We start from the raw sequence: 15,493 nt of genomic DNA, 5'->3' as shown, positions 1-15,493 counted from the left end.
CGCCCGATCCTCACGGCCGAAGAAATGGAGGACGAATGTCCCAGTCTGCTGTTGCCGATCAGGACAGCGCCGCCGCCAAGGCGCTTGCCGCTCCGATACAGCAAAGTGTCGTTTCGCTCACCGGGATCACCAAGAGCTTTGGACCGACGCTCGCCAACGCAGGCATCGACCTCTGCGTCGCTGCCGGCGACGTGATCGGGCTGGTCGGCGGCAACGGCGCCGGCAAATCGACACTGATGCGTATCCTGTGCGGCGCGATGTGGCCGACACTGGGCTCGATTTCCTTCGCCGACGAACAGGTGAATTTCGCCGGCTACGGCACCGCCGAAGCGCAGCGGCGCGGCATCCGCATGGTGCATCAGGAGCTTTCGCTCTGCGCCAACCTGTCAGTCGCCGAAAACTTCTTTCTGGAGACACCTCAGGATGCGGCGACTCGACCGGGGTGGAGAACGGTTTACAGGGCTCGGGCTCGAGCGGCGCTCGACGCCGTCTTTCCAGGCAACGGCATCGATGCCGACGCCGAGGTCGGCCACCTCTCCATCGCCGAACGGCAGATGGTGGAGATCGCGCGTGCCGCGGCCACGCCCGGCGTCAGGCTGATCGTGCTTGACGAACCGACCTCGTCGCTCGATCTCGACCGCTCGAAACAGCTGCGCGCCTTCATTCGCGAGCGGGCAAAGGCCGGCCTTGCCTTCATCTTCATCAGCCACAAGCTGCAGGAGATCATCGACATCGCCACCGAGATCGTGGTGCTGCGCAACGGCCGCACGGCATGGCAGGGCCAGGTCGCGGACGCCTCGATCGGCAGGCTGGTGCAGTTGATGGGCGGCGATGCCAATCCGATCCATCAGCACGTCGTCTCCATCGCCTCCGCCCAGGACGTGCTGGTGCGGCTCTCCGGCCCGCTGACATCAGAACTCGGCCGCGACATCGATATCGTGCGTGGCGAGATCGTCGGGCTGGCCGGCCTCGAAGGCAGCGGCCAGAAGGACCTGTTGCATAGGATCTTCAGCCCCGGCCGCAAGCAAAGCTCGGCGGTCACAAGACATGCGCAGGCCAGCTTCATCGCCGGAGACCGGCAGAAGGAAGGCGTGTTCCCGCTGTGGAGCGTGCTCTCGAACATCAGTATCGGCGCACTGGCCCGCCGCCCGGCGCTGGGTCTGGTTTCCGATCGCGCCAATCGCGACATAGCCGCTGGTGCCGCCGGCAAGCTGCGGTTGGACGACAGCCGCTTCCAGTCCAACATCACCGAGCTCAGCGGCGGCAATCAGCAAAAGGCGCTTGTCGCCCGGGCGCTGGTCGCCGATACCCCGATCATCCTGCTTGACGACCCGACGCGCGGCGTCGACATCGCCACCAAGCAGGATTTCTACCGGCTGTGCAACGAGATCGCGCGCAGCGGGCGCGTACTGGTCTGGCATACGACCGAGGATGCCGAACTGCTGGCCTGCGATCGCGTGCTGGTCTTTGCCGGCGGACGCGTCGTCAGGGAACTTACCGGCGACGCGATCACGGAATCGGCTGTTGTCGGCGCGTCCTTCACCCAGCCGGCGGACGGGCTCGCCGCTCTCCGACACAAAGATGCGCCGGCGACGAAGCTTGGCCGCAGGCTGGTGGATGCGGCGCCCTTCATCGGCCTTGCCGCCGTACTGGCCGTGATGATCTCGGCCAATCCCGCCGTCGCCTCGATCTTCGGCCTCGATCTGCTGCTGATGCCGGCGCTGTCGCTGGCGCTGGTTACGGCGGCACAGATGTTTATCGTGGGCGGCAGCGAGATCGACCTCGGCGTCGGCGCCTTTGCCGGCCTCGTCAGCGTGCTCAGCGCCACGCTGCTCTACGACCAGCCATGGCTCGGCGCGCTGGCGCTGGCGGCGGCGCTCGCCGCCTATGCCGGGCTTGGCGGGGTGATCCAGGCACGCAAGATCCCGGCCATCGTCGTTACGCTCGGCGCCTCCTTCATCTGGGTTGGACTGGGCTATGCGCTGCAGCCGACGCCCGGCGGCGCCAGTCCGGAATGGCTGTCGGCGCTCTTCGGCTGGTCGCTCGGCTTCGTGCCCACCTCCATCATTCTCATCGCGGCCGTCGCGCTGACCGTCTTCGTCATCGACCGGCTGCCGCTTGGCGTGGTGCTGCGCGGCTTTGGCAACAACCCGACGGCGATGATCCGTTCGGGATGGTCGCCGACGCGCTATGCGCTGGTGCGCTATCTTATCGCCGGGTTGTTTGCGGGTGCGGCCGGCCTGTCGCTGACGGCGATCAACACGGCGAGCGACATCAACTCCGGCAATTCGTTCACGCTGCTCAGCGTCGCCGCCGTGGTGATGGGCGGCTGCTCGCTGCTGGGTGGCATCATCTCGCCGGTCGGCGCCGTTGCCGGGGCGGTGACGCTGTCTTTGATCGGCGCACTGCTCGGCACGCTGAACGTCAGCAGCGATTTCAACGCCGCGACGCAAGGCCTGATCCTGATCGCCCTTTTGACGCTTCGCAGCCTGACCGCCGACCGCAGGAGCGAACAATGAGCGCTCTGACCGCCTTCAGCCTCTGGTCGCAGAGAAACCGCTGGATCTGGGCGGCGATCGGCGTGCTGCTTCTGTGGCTTGTGCTGTCGATCGTCACCAACCGCTTCAGCCTGTCCAGCCTGTCGGGCATTATCTTGTCGGCGTCCTTCCTGACGATCGTCGGCATCGGCCAGATGTTCGTGGTGACGACTGGGCGCGGCAACATCGACCTCTCGGTCGCCTCGGTGATCACGCTCAGCGCCTTCGTCGCGCTGCTCACCATCAAGGGCCAGGATGCCAATCTCGCCATCGGCGTTGCCGCCGCGATCCTGCTCGGCCTTGCCGTCGGCGCACTCAATTCGCTGCTTGTCGTGGGGCTCGGCATCCCGGCCATCATCGCCACGCTGGCTACCGGCTATGTGCTGGCCACCGCGACGCTGCTGTCGAACCGGGCGATCTCGGGTTTCAGTGTCAGCCCGGCACTGAAATACTTGGCATCGGGCCGCATTTCCGGCGTGCCGATCATGGCGATCATCGCAATATTAGGCGTAGCGGCAACCTCCTTCGTGCTTCGCTATACGGTGTTCGGCCAGCTGTTGTCGGCGGTCGGCCAGAACCGCACCGCCGCGCGGCTCGCCGCCATCAGGACCGGCCCGGTGATCGCATCGGCCTTCATCATCTCGTCGGTGCTGGCGTCCCTCAACGGGCTGCTGCTCGGCGCCTATATTGGCGGCGCCTTCCTCGAAATGGGCCAGCCCTACCTCTTGCAGTCGATCGCCGCGGTGGTGCTCGGCGGAACGCTGATCTTCGGCGGCTCGGCAACCGCCGTCGGCACCCTGTTCGCCAGCATTCTTCTTATTCTGATCGTGACCACCATGCAGATCATCGGCCTGCCTCCGGGCGCCCAGGACATCGTGCAGGGCATCGTCGTCATCTTCGTGCTTGCGCTTGCCGGACGACAGGCGATGACGCGGCGAGCGCCGGCCGAGCCGACAGGCAGCGACGGCGACGCGGCAGTGCCGGCGGGAAAGCGGCAGTCATGACCTGCACCGCATTCGCCATTATCGGATTGCCAAAATCTGGTAGTGTGATTATACCAGTTGATAAGTTAACGACGGGCGACACCGTCGGCTGAGATCAGGAGTAATGACCAGATGACAACGATTGCGCTGTTCGGTGCCGGCGGAAAAATGGGCTACCGCCTGTCGACCAATTTCCGCGGATCGCCCTACACGATACGCCATGTCGAGGTCAGCGAGGCCGGCCGCGAGCGACTGAAGACCGGACTGGGTTTCGATGCGGTCAGCGCCGACGAGGCGCTCAAGGGCGCCGATGTCGTGATCCTGGCCGTTCCGGACACGCATATCGGCAAGGTGGCTACCAGCATCGAGAGCAAGCTGGCACCGGGCACGATGGTGGTGGTGCTCGACGCGGCGGCACCCTTCGCCGGCCATCTGCCGAACCGGCCGGACCTCACCTATTTCGTCACCCACCCCTGCCATCCGCCGATCTTCAATGACGAGACCGACATGGCGGCCAAGAAGGACTATTTCGGCGGCGTCAAAGCCAAGCAGCATATGGTCAGTGCCCTGATGCAGGGACCGGAAGAGGACTATGCCAAGGGCGAGGCAATCGCAAAAATCATCTGGGCGCCGGTCATGCGCTCGCACCGCGTCACCGTCGAACAGATGGCGTTGCTGGAGCCTGGCCTCTCGGAGACGGTGTGCGCCTCGCTGCTGGTTATCATGAAGGAAGCCGTCGACGAGGTCGTGGCACGCGGCGTCGACAAGCAGGCCGCGCTCGACTTCCTGCTCGGCCATATGAACGTACTGGGCGCTGTCATTTTCGGCGAGACCAAGGGCGTGTTCTCGGACGCCTGCAACAAGGCGATCGAATTCGGCAAGCCGGTTCTGATGCGTGACGACTGGAAGCGCGTGTTCGAGCCGGAAGAGATCGCCGCCAGCATTCAGCGCATCACCTGAGACGCAGGTCCATCTTCTCGTCGGTTAGGGAGAAGGTACGCGCGCGCAAGCTACCTTTCAGGCACATATCACCTGAATTAGTGATTGACTCATCATACCAGTTGGCTTAGCTGTTCATGGCTTGGATCGACAAGGTTTCGCAGGGAGTACGAAGCCTGGGCGAGTGGAGGATGGCTGGGGAGCAACGATCCGCTGAGGGGAGCCGGCAAACGGCTCTTTAGCCCGAAAGCGATCCGCCGCCCGCGCTGCCTGACGAATTCGGATGCCGATAGAGGCCTTGGTTGACCAAGGTAATTTTTCAAACGGGAGGACTTCATGAAACTCACACGCAGAATGACGCTTGCGGCTTTCGCCGGCATGCTGGCGCTTGGCACCGCAGTTCCTGCCTACGCGGCGGATCTCATCGCCATCATCACGCCTTCGCACGACAATCCGTTCTTCAAGGCGGAAGCCGTCGGTGCCGAAGCCAAGGCCAAGGAACTCGGCTATGAGGCGCTGGTGCTCGTCCATGACGACGATGCCAACAAGCAGTCCGAGCTGATCGACACTGCGATCGGCCGCGGCGCCAAGGCGATCATCCTCGACAATGCCGGCGCCGACGCCACCGTCGCCGCCGTGCAGAAGGCCAAGGACGCAGGCATTCCGTCCTTCCTGATCGACCGCGAGATCAACGCCACCGGCGTCGCCGTGGCGCAGATCGTTTCCAACAACTACCAGGGCGCCCAACTCGGCGCGCAGGAATTCGTCAAGCTGATGGGCGAGAAGGGCAACTTCGTCGAGCTGGTCGGCAAGGAATCCGACACCAATGCCGGCATCCGCTCCAAGGGTTATCACGACGTCATCGACGACTATCCGGACTTGAAGATGGTTGCCCAGCAGTCGGCCAACTGGAGCCAGACGGAAGCCTATTCCAAGATGGAATCGATCCTGCAGGCCAACCCCGACATCAAGGGTGTCATCTCCGGCAACGATACGATGGCGATGGGCGCCTATGCGGCACTTGCCGCGGCGAACCGCAAGGATGTCATCGTCGTCGGCTTCGACGGATCGAACGACGTGCGTGACTCCATCACCTCCGGCGGCATCAAGGCAACCGTGCTGCAGCCCGCCTTCGCGCAGGCGCAGATGGCGGTCGAGCAAGCCAACGACTTCATCAAGAACAAGAAGTCGCCGGCCAAGGAAAAGCAGCTGATGGACTGCGTTCTGGTCAATGGCGACAATGCCGCCAAGCTGGAAACCTTCGCGCTGACCAACTGAGGCAGCGTGATTTGAATAGCGAGGGGCGAATCTTGGTTCGCCCCTCGCCGCCATTTTCCGTGGGCCGACCACGATGCTGAACAACAGGCCGCCATGCTGAACAACAAGCCGAACTGGCCGATCCTTGCCTTGATGGTCGGCATCAGCCTGACCGCCTGCAAGATCTTGCCGACAAAATCGGCAGACGGCGGCAATGCTCCCGCCTTCAATCCGGACAAGACGGTCGAAGAGATATGGGCGGCAAAGGTCGTGCCTTATCTCCAGCAGAAAGCCGGACCGTTTGCGGAGGTTCACACTCTGGCGACAACCGATGCCGCAGCGGCCGGCGCCAAATACGGCAATCCGAACAAGCAGGCGAACGCGCCGTGGACTTTCGCGGTTCGCCTGGAAGGCAAGATCGTCGCGGCGAATACGCAGTCGCGCGCGGCGACGGTCGACATCGATGTCGACGGCGACGGCAAGGCCGATGCGCGAGTGCAGATCGGACCAGCGGTGCGCGGTACCGCACTGCGCGACAGCCTGGACTTCATCCAGTTCAACGACTTCACCAACCAGATCGACTTCGCCCAGTTCGGCAAGGCGTTCAACAGCTACGCCGACAAGACGGTGCTGTCCAAGCTGCCGCGCGAAGCGCTGGAAGGCCGCACCGCCAAGGTGCTGGGCGCCTATACGCTGGGCAACGGCCAGGACCTGCCGCTGGTGACGCCGGCGGAGGCAGAAATCGGGTCGAAGCCATGAGCGCGGCCGCGGAGCGCGAAATCATCCTGAAACTGGAGGACGTCTCCAAGGTTTATTCCGGAACCGTTGCGGTCAAGCGCGCCAATTTCGAGGTGCGCAAGGGTGCGGTCAACGTGCTGGTCGGCGAAAACGGCGCCGGCAAGTCGACGCTGATGAAGATCATCGCCGGTGTCGAACGGCCGACTGCCGGCCGCATATTGCTGCAGGGCGAAGAGGTGTCCTTCTCGTCGTCCGGCGATGCGGTGAACCGTGGCATCGGCATGGTGTTCCAGGAGCTGAACCTGTTCGGCAATATGAGCGTCGCCGAGAACATTTTCGCCACCCGTGAAATCACCAACCGGTTCTGCAAGATCGACCGCAAGGAACAGGAGCGCCGCGCGGCGGAATTTCTAAAACGCCTGCAGGCCGGCATACGGCCCGACATGCTGGTCGAGGATCTGCGCATCGGCCAGCAGCAGCTGGTCGAGATCGCCAAGGCGGTCTCGCTCGACGCGCGCATCCTGATCATGGACGAGCCGACCTCGGCGCTGAGTGCTGCGGAGGTCGAGATCCTGTTCAAGGTGATCGCCGACCTCAAGGCGCGCGGCGTGGCCATCGTCTACATCTCGCACCGGCTGGAAGAGCTGATCCGCATCGGCGACTACATCACCGTGCTGCGCGATGGGCACATCACCGGCCAGGAGGAGATGAAGAACGTCGACACGCGATGGATCGTGCGGCAGATGATCGGCTCCGACGCCAAGGACTTCGCCAAGGCCGACGGTCATGTTCCCGGCGAAGAAATCTTCCGCGCCGAGGACATTTGCCTGCCGCTCGCCACCGGCGGGCTTGCCGTCGACCATGTCTCGTTGTCGCTGCGTGCAGGCGAGATCCTCGGCATATACGGCCTGATGGGCGCCGGGCGCAGCGAATTGTTCGACTGCATCATGGGCCGCCATAGTCATTCGACGGGCGAGATCTTCATTGGCGGCAAACAGGTCAGGGAGCGCGACACGACGCGACGCATCCGGCGCGGGCTGGCGCTGATCCCCGAGGACCGCCAGCGCGAAGGGCTGGTGTCGATCCTCTCGGTCGCCAGCAATCTGACGCTGGCCAGCCTGTCGCGATTTGCCCGCCTGTTCCATATCCGTGGCGCCGACGAAAAGCAGGCGGTGACACAGATGGTGCGGGAACTGGCGATCAAGGTCGCCGACCCGGTGCAGGAGGTTTCGTCACTGTCGGGCGGCAACCAGCAGAAGGTGGTGATCGGCAAGGCGCTGCTCACCGGACCCAAGGTGCTGTTGATGGACGAGCCCAGCCGGGGCATCGATGTCGGCGCCAAGGCGGATGTGTTCCGCACCATGCGCAAACTGTCCCGCGACGGCTTGGGGATTCTTTTTGCGACCTCCGATCTCGACGAGGTCATGGCGTTGTCCGACCGCATCGCGGTGATGAGCAACGGAAAACTGACCGGCATATTCGATCGCGCAGAGGCAACGGAGGCGGTACTCGTCGCTGCCTCGGCGCTTGGCCACGGACCGGTTCGACAGATGGAGAGCACCGCGCATGACTGACATCCCAGCCAAGGCGGCCGCTCCCTCCGCTTCCAGCGGCTCGGTGCTGTTGACATTGATGAAGCTCAGGACCTTCATCGCGCTGATCGCCGTCCTGATCTTCTTCTCGATCGCGGCGCCGAATTTCCTGTCGACCGCCAATCTGATCCTGATGTCGAAGCACGTGGCGCTGAACGCGTTCCTGGCGATGGGCATGACCTTCGTCATCATCACCGGCGGCATCGACCTTTCGGTCGGCTCGATCGTCGGCCTGTGCGGCATGGTGGCCGGCTATCTCGTGCTCAACGGCATCGACCTGCAGATCGGCTACACCATCTATTTCAACGTCTTCGAGATCGCGCTGATCACGCTTGCGGTCGGTATATTGATCGGGGCGGTCAACGGCTTGCTGATCACCAGGCTGAACGTCGCGCCGTTCATCGCCACGCTCGGTGTGCTCTACGTCGCACGCGGCCTGGCGCTCTTGTCGTCGGATGGCCGCACCTTCCCCAACCTCGTCGGCAAGCCGGAACTCGGCACCACCGGCTTCGGTTTCCTCGGTGCCGGCCGGCTGCTCGGCCTGCCGGTGGCGATCTGGATCCTGATCGTCGTTGCACTGGGAGCCGCCTATCTCGCCAAATACACGCCGCTCGGCCGCCACATCTTCGCCGTCGGCGGCAATGAACGGGCGTCGCGGATTTCGGGCGTCCGTGTCAACATGGTGAAGATGTTCGTCTACATGTTCTCGGGTTTCTGCGCGGCGATCGTCGGCCTGATCATCTCGTCCGAGCTGATGGCCTCGCATCCGGCGACAGGCGAAAGTTTCGAGCTCAACGCCATCGCAGCGGCGGTGCTCGGCGGCACCTCGATGTCGGGTGGTCGCGGCACGATCGGCGGCACCATCGTCGGCGCCTTCGTCATCGGCATCCTTTCGGACGGATTGGTGATGATGGGTGTGAGTTCGTTCTGGCAAATGGTGATCAAGGGCCTCGTCATCATCGTCGCCGTCGTCGTCGACCAGGCACAGCGCCGGCTGCAGAGCCGGGTAACGCTGATGCAGATGGCGAAGGCGGGCTGATCATGGCGGAGTTGCGGGGAGCGCTGATCGGCTGCGGCTTCTTTGCCGTCAACCAGATGCATGCCTGGCGCGACATAGTTGGCGCCTCGATCGTCGCCATCTGCGACCGCGATCCGGAACGGCTCAAGATCGTCGGCGACCAGTTCGGCATTGCGAAGCGCTATGCCGACGCCGCGGAACTTTTTGCCGGCGAAAGCCTCGACTTCGTCGATATCGCCACCACCGCGCCCAGCCATCGGCCGCTGGTCGAGATGGCGGCCGCCCATCGCGTTCCGGTGATCTGCCAAAAGCCGTTCGCGCCGACGCTCGCCGACGCCAAGGCGATGGTCAGGGCCTGCGCGGAAGCCGGCGTGCCGCTGATGGTGCATGAGAATTTTCGCTGGCAGTCGCCGCTCCAGGCGGTGCGGGCCGTGCTCGACAGTGGCGAGATCGGCAGACCTTTCTTCGGGCGCATTTCCTTCCGTTCCGCCTACGACGTGTTTTCCGGCCAGCCCTATCTGGCGACGGGAAAACGCTTCATCATCGAGGACCTCGGCATCCATATCCTCGACATCGCCCGTTTCCTGCTCGGCGACGTCACGACCATCACGACACGAACCATCCGCATCAACCCCGAGATCGCGGGCGAGGATGTGGCGACCATGCTGATGGACCACAATAGCGGTGCGACCTCGGTGGTCGATTGCAGCTACGCGACGAAGCTCGCCACCGAGCCGTTTCCCGAGACGCTGATCGAGATCGACGGCAGCGACGGCACGATCCGGCAGGCGCAGGGATACCGGCTCACCGTCACCGGCAAGAGCGGCACGGCAGTCACCGACGTTTCGCCGCCGCTGCTGCCGTGGGCATCGCGGCCCTGGCACAACATCCAGGAAAGCGTCGTCGCCATTCAGCAGCACTGGGTCGACTGCCTGGCCAAGGGAACCGAGCCGGCGACCTCGGGCGCCGACAATCTCAAAACGTTTGCGCTGGTCGAGGCCGCCTATGCCGGTGCCGCGAGCCGGCAACCGGTGCAGCTCGACACCTTGCTGAAATGACCGCCGACGCCTTCTTCCTCTACGGCACGCGAGCGGTCGAGGCCGAGCCGGTCAGGCTCAACGCCGGCGCGCTCAGCGCGGACTTCGTCAACGGCAATCTGCGCACCATTCGCCATGGCGGCACCGAAGTGCTGCGCGCCATCGCCTATATCGTGCGCGATCGCGACTGGGGCACTTACGAGCCGACGTTGACGGACCTTGTCATCGACCAGGGCGCGGACACTTTCTCGGTCAGCTATTCGGCAAGCTGCACCGGGCCGGACGAAAGCCGGCTCGGCTTCCGTGCCACGATCAAAGGCTCCGCTCAAGGCGAGTTGATCTTCGACGTGAGCGCCCTCCCCGAAAGCGATTTCGAAACCAACCGCTGCGGCTTCTGCATCCTGCACCCGATCGCCGGCCTCGCCGGCAGCCCGATCACGGTCGAGCATACCGGCGGCAGCATCGTCGCGACGAAACTTCCCGAGCTGATCGACCCCTGGCAGCCTTTCAAAGATTTGCGAGCGATCACTCATGAGGTGCGGCCCGGCGTCACTGCCGAGTGCCGGATGGAGGGCGATACTTTCGAGATGGAAGACCAGCGCAACTGGTCGGACGCCTCCTACAAGACCTATGTACGGCCGCTTGCGCGGCCATGGCCCTATGTGCTGCCTGTCGGCCAACCCCTGCGCCAGACGATCAGCCTGCGCATCACTGGTGAAAGCAAAACGCCGGCTGCCGCCATGGCCCGCGAACCGGTCCGCGTTGAACTCGGCGAAGCCGGGCCGAGACTGCCCGATGTCGGCGTGGTCATCTATCCCGAGGATGTCGAGACGACGTTGGCGAACCTCTCCGCGCTGTCGACACTCGGCCCGCAACAGTTGCTGTTTCACTACGATCCGACGCGCGGCCACGGGCTCGATGCCTTGCGGTCCTTTGCAAGGCTAGCCGCCGCCCATCCGGCGCACACAACCCTCGAATGCGTCGTTGCCTTCACAGGCGATCTCGACGCCGAGCTGTCAGGCGTCGCCGCCCTGGTGCGCCAGGCCGAGCTAAACCTCTCGGCCATTGCCGTGTCGCCTTCGGTCGACCGGCAGTCGACGCCGCCGGGCAGCGCATGGCCTGAATGCCCACCGCTCGAGGAGGTCTATGCGGCGGCGCGACGCGCCTTTCCCGATATTCGCCTCGGCGGCGGCATGTTCAGTTATTTCACCGAGCTCAACCGCAAGCGCGTGCCGGCGGACCAGCTCGATTTCGTCACCCATTGCACCTGCCCGATCGTGCATGCCGCCGACGATCTCAGCATCATGCAATCGCTGGAGGCGCTGCCTTTCATCACCCAATCGGTGCGGTCGATCTTCGGGGCGAAGCCATACCGGATCGGACCGTCGACGATTGCCATGCGCCAGAACCCCTATGGCGGCGCGACCAAGCCCAATCCCGGGGGACAGCGCATCGCCATGGCCGACAGCGACCCGCGCCATGCCGGCCTGTTCGCAGCAGCATGGACGATCGGCTATGCCGCACGCGTCGCGCCGGCTGGACTGGAGATGCTGACTCTTTCCAGCTTCACCGGCCCGTTCGGCGTCTTGGCGTCATCCGGAGAACCCGTCGCGGAAGGATCACCCCGCCCGATCTTCAGGGCTATCAAGGGGCTTTGCGAAATGGCCGGCCTTGCGCAGGTGGCGGCAAGGACGAGCGATGAGACCAAGGTGCTGGCGCTGGCCGGTCGTTCTGCCTCGGGCGAGATTGTCGCATGGCTGGCGAATCTGACGGCAGACGACGTGCAGGTCGATCTTTCGGCGCTCGGGCGAGGCCATCTCGTGATGACGCCTTATACGGTTACCCGGCTCGGCTGAAGTTACTTTTCGGAATTCATCACATAGAGCGCGCGCGAGCGCTCCAGATGCTTGATCATCGCCTTCTCGGCGCCGTCGGCATCCTTCTTCTCGATGCGGCCAATGATCTCTTCGTGCTCGGTCAGCGTGAAGTTTTCCTTGCCGGTCCAGATCAGCATTTCGGTGTGATATTCCTTCAACCAGCCCAGCATCGCCTCGCTGACGGCGACATAGATCGGGTTGCCGGAAATCGCGGCGATCTGGGTATGGAACTTCATGTCAGCGGAAATGAAGGCTTCGGAATCACCGCGAAAGCCGCGCTGTTCGGCAACGGTGGCCCGCAGCCGCTGCACATCCTCGGCGGTGGCCTTTTCGGCGGCTTCCCTGACCATGCCGCGCTCGAAGAAGATGCGCGCGGTCTTCAAATGCTCAAGCGTGTCCTTCGATGACGACAGGATGATCTTGGCGGCGCCATCGACCTGCTTGATGATCGACTTGGCGGTGAGCTGCAGCACCTTGGCGCGCTCGCCATGCGAGATCGCGACAAGGCCCATATTGCTCAACGCCTGCATCGCCTCGCGGATCGCCGGCCTGCCGACCTCGAAGCGCTCCATCAGTTCGCGCTCCGACGGCATGTCGTCGCCCGGCATCAGCTCGCCGCTGGTGATCAGGCGCTTCAGCCGCAAGAAGACCTCGTCGGAAAGCTTGCGCCGGACAATCGGTTCCGAACGGTTCATCGTCGCGAATCACTCCCTTGACCCGGCCCTATCTAACACTGCCGGCATAGTTCCCGGAAATTGCCGTCTGTCGATCCGCCTAAAACTCCCAGCCCGATATGTCTTGCAATACTTATGTACTCATTATACCAGATTTCGAGCACCGGTGAACCTTTTTCGAACGCTCGGCCTGAGACAGCAGACCATGATCACCCTCACCTATCGCATCGAAACGCCTGGCAGCATCGAAGCGCTGGCCGCCAAGATCGCCAGCGACCAATCGACCGGGACCTTCGTCGCGCTGCCCGGCGAGACCGAGGAGCTGAAGGCCCGCGTGGCGGCGCGCGTGCTGGCGATACGGCCCCTGCCCGATGTCGAGCGGCCGTCGCTTCCCGATGACGGCAACGGGCCGTTCAAGCGTGCGGATATCGATATCGCCTTTCCGTTCGATGCCATCGGCACCGACCTTTCGGCGCTCATGACGATCGCCATCGGCGGCACCTATTCGATCAAGGGTCTCACCGGGATCCGCGTCGTCGACATGAAACTACCGGAGGATTTTCGCGGCGCGCATCCCGGTCCACAGTTCGGTGTCGCCGGCAGCCGCCGGCTGACCGGTGTGACGGACCGCCCGATCATCGGCACGATCGTCAAGCCGGCGCTCGGGCTGCGGCCGCCCGAGACGGCGGCAATGGTGGCGGAACTGATCGCCGCCGGCGTCGATTTCATCAAGGACGATGAAAAGCTGATGAGCCCGGCCTATTCGCCCCTGTCGGAACGGGTGAAGGCAATCATGCCGCTCATCCTCGACCATGAGCAAAAGACCGGCAAGAAGGTTATGTATGCCTTCGGCATCTCGCATGCCGACCCGGACGAGATGATGCGCAACCATGATCTGGTGGCGAAGGCCGGCGGCAATTGCGCTGTGGTCAACATCAATTCGATCGGGCTCGGTGGCATGTCGTTCCTGAGAAAACGCTCCAGCCTGGTGTTGCACGCCCATCGCAATGGCTGGGACATCCTCACCCGTCACCCGGGCCTCGGCATGGACTTCAAGGTCTGGCAGCAGTTCTGGCGGCTGCTCGGCGTCGACCAGTTCCAGATCAACGGCATCGCCTCGAAATACTGGGAACCGGATGACTCTTTCGTCGAGTCGTTCAAGGCGGTGACGACACCGATCTTTTCACCCGAGGACCGCGCCTTGCCGGTGGCGGGCTCCGGCCAGTGGGGCGGCCAGGCGCCCGAGACATATGCACGGACCGGGCGGACAGTCGATCTTCTCTATCTCTGCGGCGGTGGCATCATCAGCCATCCGGACGGGCCTGGCGCCGGCGTGCGTGCCGTGCAGCAAGCCTGGCAAGCGGCGGTTGACGGCATTGCGCTTGCCGACTTCGCCTTGAACCACCCTGAACTGGCGCGGTCGATCGAAAAATTCGGCGACGGCAAGGCGGCCTGAAGCCATGCAAGACCTGCTTCTCAGCTATTATGGCGACGACCTGACCGGCTCGACCGATGTCATGGAGGCGCTTGAGCTCGGCGGCGTGCCGACCGTGCTGTTCATGCGCCAGCCGGACGAGGCCTTGCTTGCGCGATTTGCGCAGTGCCGGGCGATCGGCCTGGCCGGCACCAGCCGCAGCGAGACGCCGCAGTGGATGGACACGCATCTGCGCGAAGCCTTCGGCTGGCTGAAGACGTTGAAAGCCGCAATCTGCCACTACAAGGTCTGCTCGACCTTCGATTCCAGCCCGACGATCGGCAGCATCGGCCGGGCCATCGAGCTCGGCCGCTCGGTGTTCGCACAGGACAGCGTGCCGCTGCTGGTCGGCGCGCCGCAGCTCAAGCGCTACACCGCCTTCGGCCATCTGTTCGCCGCCTATCGCGATCAATATTTCCGCATCGACCGCCACCCTGTGATGAGCCGCCACCCGACCACGCCGATGGATGAGTCCGATCTGCTGATCCATCTGTCGCGACAGACGGCGCTGAACTCCGGGCTGGTCGACCTTGCGACGCTGCAGTCCGCGTCACGGTCGGCGGCATTCGACCGCCTGGCCGGAGACGGCACCGCAATCGTGCTTGTCGATGTCGACAATCTGGAGACGCAGGCTCTGGCCGGCAAGGAGCTGTGGCGCGTTCGCAAGCCCGGCGGTTCTTTTGTCGTCGGTTCGTCCGGTGTCGAGTATGCGTTGCTGGCCGAATGGGCGTCGAATGACATCGTCAGCGCCGGACAAGGCTTCACGCCGCCGGGCGCTGCCGACCGGATCGCCGTGGTGTCGGGCAGTTGCTCGCCGACCACCGAACGGCAGATCCGACATGCCCTGACCGACGGCTTCGACGGCATCGAGGTCGATCCGGTCGAACTGGTTTCCGAGGCTTCACAGCAGGCGATCGCGCGTGCGACGGAAAATGGGCTTGCCGGTCTGCAAGCGGGGCGCAGCGTCATCCTCTACACCGCGCTTGGCCCCACTGCCGACAGGGGCGCCGAAATCGACCGGCAGGAAGGCGCCCGCCATAGACTTGGCCGCGGCCTTGGAGAAATCCTTCGTAGCCTGACGGCCGAACAGAGCCTGCGGCGCGTGGTCATTGCCGGCGGCGATACGTCGAGCCACGCACTGGGCGAGATGGGTGTCGATGCGCTGACAATCCGCATGCCGCTGCCCGCTTCGCCGGGCTCCCCGCTTTGCGTTGCCCATTCGCGCATCAAGGCGATCGACGAACTGGAGGTTGCGCTCAAGGGCGGTCAGGTCGGATCAGACCGCTATTTCTCAGCCATCCGTGACGGCCTCGGCGACTGAAAGGACCAGCAGCTAGATTCGGGTGCCGCTGCGCGAAACACCTCAA

The 15,493-nt window shown here is 64.0% G+C and carries 12 protein-coding genes; 11 read left to right on the top strand and 1 reads right to left on the bottom strand.

What is annotated here, in order from left to right:
* Positions 1-35 precede the first annotated feature (35 nt).
* The 9 genes from NKI73_RS13545 to apnL all read left to right on the top strand — a co-directional run bounded on the left by NKI73_RS13545 (position 36) and on the right by apnL (position 11,957).
* Positions 36-2,519, top strand: coding sequence for an ATP-binding cassette domain-containing protein (locus NKI73_RS13545; RefSeq protein WP_352630328.1), 2,484 nt, complete (start codon positions 36-38; stop codon positions 2,517-2,519).
* On the top strand, positions 2,516-3,541 hold the full coding sequence (locus NKI73_RS13540) for an ABC transporter permease (protein WP_352630326.1): 1,026 nt from the start codon (positions 2,516-2,518) through the stop codon (positions 3,539-3,541). Before NKI73_RS13545 ends, NKI73_RS13540 begins: the two co-directional genes overlap by 4 nt.
* A 111-nt stretch (positions 3,542-3,652) precedes the next feature.
* Positions 3,653-4,480: a phosphogluconate dehydrogenase C-terminal domain-containing protein gene (locus NKI73_RS13535; RefSeq protein WP_352630324.1), complete on the top strand. Its 828-nt coding sequence runs from the start codon at positions 3,653-3,655 to the stop codon at positions 4,478-4,480.
* A 315-nt stretch (positions 4,481-4,795) separates the two neighbouring features.
* Positions 4,796-5,737: a D-ribose ABC transporter substrate-binding protein gene (locus tag NKI73_RS13530; protein ID WP_024502459.1), complete on the top strand. Its 942-nt coding sequence runs from the start codon at positions 4,796-4,798 to the stop codon at positions 5,735-5,737.
* Between the two features lie 93 nt (positions 5,738-5,830).
* Positions 5,831-6,475 carry a DUF2291 family protein gene (locus tag NKI73_RS13525; RefSeq protein ID WP_352630322.1) on the top strand — a complete coding sequence of 215 codons (645 nt, stop codon included), beginning with the start codon at positions 5,831-5,833 and terminating at the stop codon, positions 6,473-6,475.
* Entirely contained in the window at positions 6,472-8,028 is a 1,557-nt protein-coding gene (locus NKI73_RS13520; protein WP_352630320.1) for a sugar ABC transporter ATP-binding protein, read from the top strand. The genes NKI73_RS13525 and NKI73_RS13520 overlap by 4 nt, the downstream gene beginning before the upstream one ends.
* The gene (locus NKI73_RS13515; protein ID WP_127412150.1) at positions 8,021-9,085 is read left to right on the top strand and encodes an ABC transporter permease; all 1,065 of its coding nucleotides are present in this window, start codon (positions 8,021-8,023) and stop codon (positions 9,083-9,085) included. The genes NKI73_RS13520 and NKI73_RS13515 overlap by 8 nt, the downstream gene beginning before the upstream one ends.
* A 2-nt stretch (positions 9,086-9,087) precedes the next feature.
* Positions 9,088-10,122 carry a Gfo/Idh/MocA family protein gene (locus tag NKI73_RS13510; RefSeq protein WP_352630318.1) on the top strand — a complete coding sequence of 345 codons (1,035 nt, stop codon included), beginning with the start codon at positions 9,088-9,090 and terminating at the stop codon, positions 10,120-10,122.
* A complete protein-coding gene (gene apnL, locus NKI73_RS13505) occupies positions 10,119-11,957 on the top strand; it encodes a D-apionate lactonase (RefSeq protein WP_352630316.1) in 1,839 nt (612 codons plus the stop codon). The genes NKI73_RS13510 and apnL overlap by 4 nt, the downstream gene beginning before the upstream one ends.
* Positions 11,958-11,959: 2 nt before the next feature.
* On the opposite strand, the gene NKI73_RS13500 is transcribed toward apnL, so the two are convergent.
* Complete coding sequence (locus tag NKI73_RS13500; protein WP_352630314.1) at positions 11,960-12,673, bottom strand: transcriptional regulator NanR; 714 nt, start codon at positions 12,671-12,673, stop codon at positions 11,960-11,962.
* 184 nt (positions 12,674-12,857) lie between these two features.
* Here NKI73_RS13500 and oiaX point away from each other — a divergent pair, with 184 nt between their 5' ends.
* Complete coding sequence (gene oiaX, locus NKI73_RS13495; protein WP_352630438.1) at positions 12,858-14,108, top strand: 3-oxo-isoapionate-4-phosphate decarboxylase OiaX; 1,251 nt, start codon at positions 12,858-12,860, stop codon at positions 14,106-14,108.
* 4 nt (positions 14,109-14,112) lie between these two features.
* Positions 14,113-15,447 (top strand): four-carbon acid sugar kinase family protein, encoded by a 1,335-nt coding sequence (locus NKI73_RS13490; RefSeq protein WP_352630312.1) that lies wholly within the window; start codon positions 14,113-14,115, stop codon positions 15,445-15,447.
* Positions 15,448-15,493 lie beyond the last annotated feature (46 nt).

This window comes from Mesorhizobium sp. M0496, from assembly GCF_040321205.1.
Lineage (GTDB): Bacteria > Pseudomonadota > Alphaproteobacteria > Rhizobiales > Rhizobiaceae > Mesorhizobium.
The sequence above is the reverse complement of the archived record's forward strand: the minus strand, read 5'-3'. Positions and strand labels throughout refer to the sequence as shown.

Coding starts and splice junctions, on each gene's coding strand:
- NKI73_RS13545 (WP_352630328.1), top strand. CDS start 36: ATGTCCCAGTCTGCTGTTGCCGATCAGGACAGCGCCGCCGCCAAGGCG.
- NKI73_RS13540 (WP_352630326.1), top strand. CDS start 2,516: ATGAGCGCTCTGACCGCCTTCAGCCTCTGGTCGCAGAGAAACCGCTGG.
- NKI73_RS13535 (WP_352630324.1), top strand. CDS start 3,653: ATGACAACGATTGCGCTGTTCGGTGCCGGCGGAAAAATGGGCTACCGC.
- NKI73_RS13530 (WP_024502459.1), top strand. CDS start 4,796: ATGAAACTCACACGCAGAATGACGCTTGCGGCTTTCGCCGGCATGCTG.
- NKI73_RS13525 (WP_352630322.1), top strand. CDS start 5,831: ATGCTGAACAACAAGCCGAACTGGCCGATCCTTGCCTTGATGGTCGGC.
- NKI73_RS13520 (WP_352630320.1), top strand. CDS start 6,472: ATGAGCGCGGCCGCGGAGCGCGAAATCATCCTGAAACTGGAGGACGTC.
- NKI73_RS13515 (WP_127412150.1), top strand. CDS start 8,021: ATGACTGACATCCCAGCCAAGGCGGCCGCTCCCTCCGCTTCCAGCGGC.
- NKI73_RS13510 (WP_352630318.1), top strand. CDS start 9,088: ATGGCGGAGTTGCGGGGAGCGCTGATCGGCTGCGGCTTCTTTGCCGTC.
- apnL (WP_352630316.1), top strand. CDS start 10,119: ATGACCGCCGACGCCTTCTTCCTCTACGGCACGCGAGCGGTCGAGGCC.
- NKI73_RS13500 (WP_352630314.1), bottom strand. CDS start 12,673: ATGAACCGTTCGGAACCGATTGTCCGGCGCAAGCTTTCCGACGAGGTC.
- oiaX (WP_352630438.1), top strand. CDS start 12,858: ATGATCACCCTCACCTATCGCATCGAAACGCCTGGCAGCATCGAAGCG.
- NKI73_RS13490 (WP_352630312.1), top strand. CDS start 14,113: ATGCAAGACCTGCTTCTCAGCTATTATGGCGACGACCTGACCGGCTCG.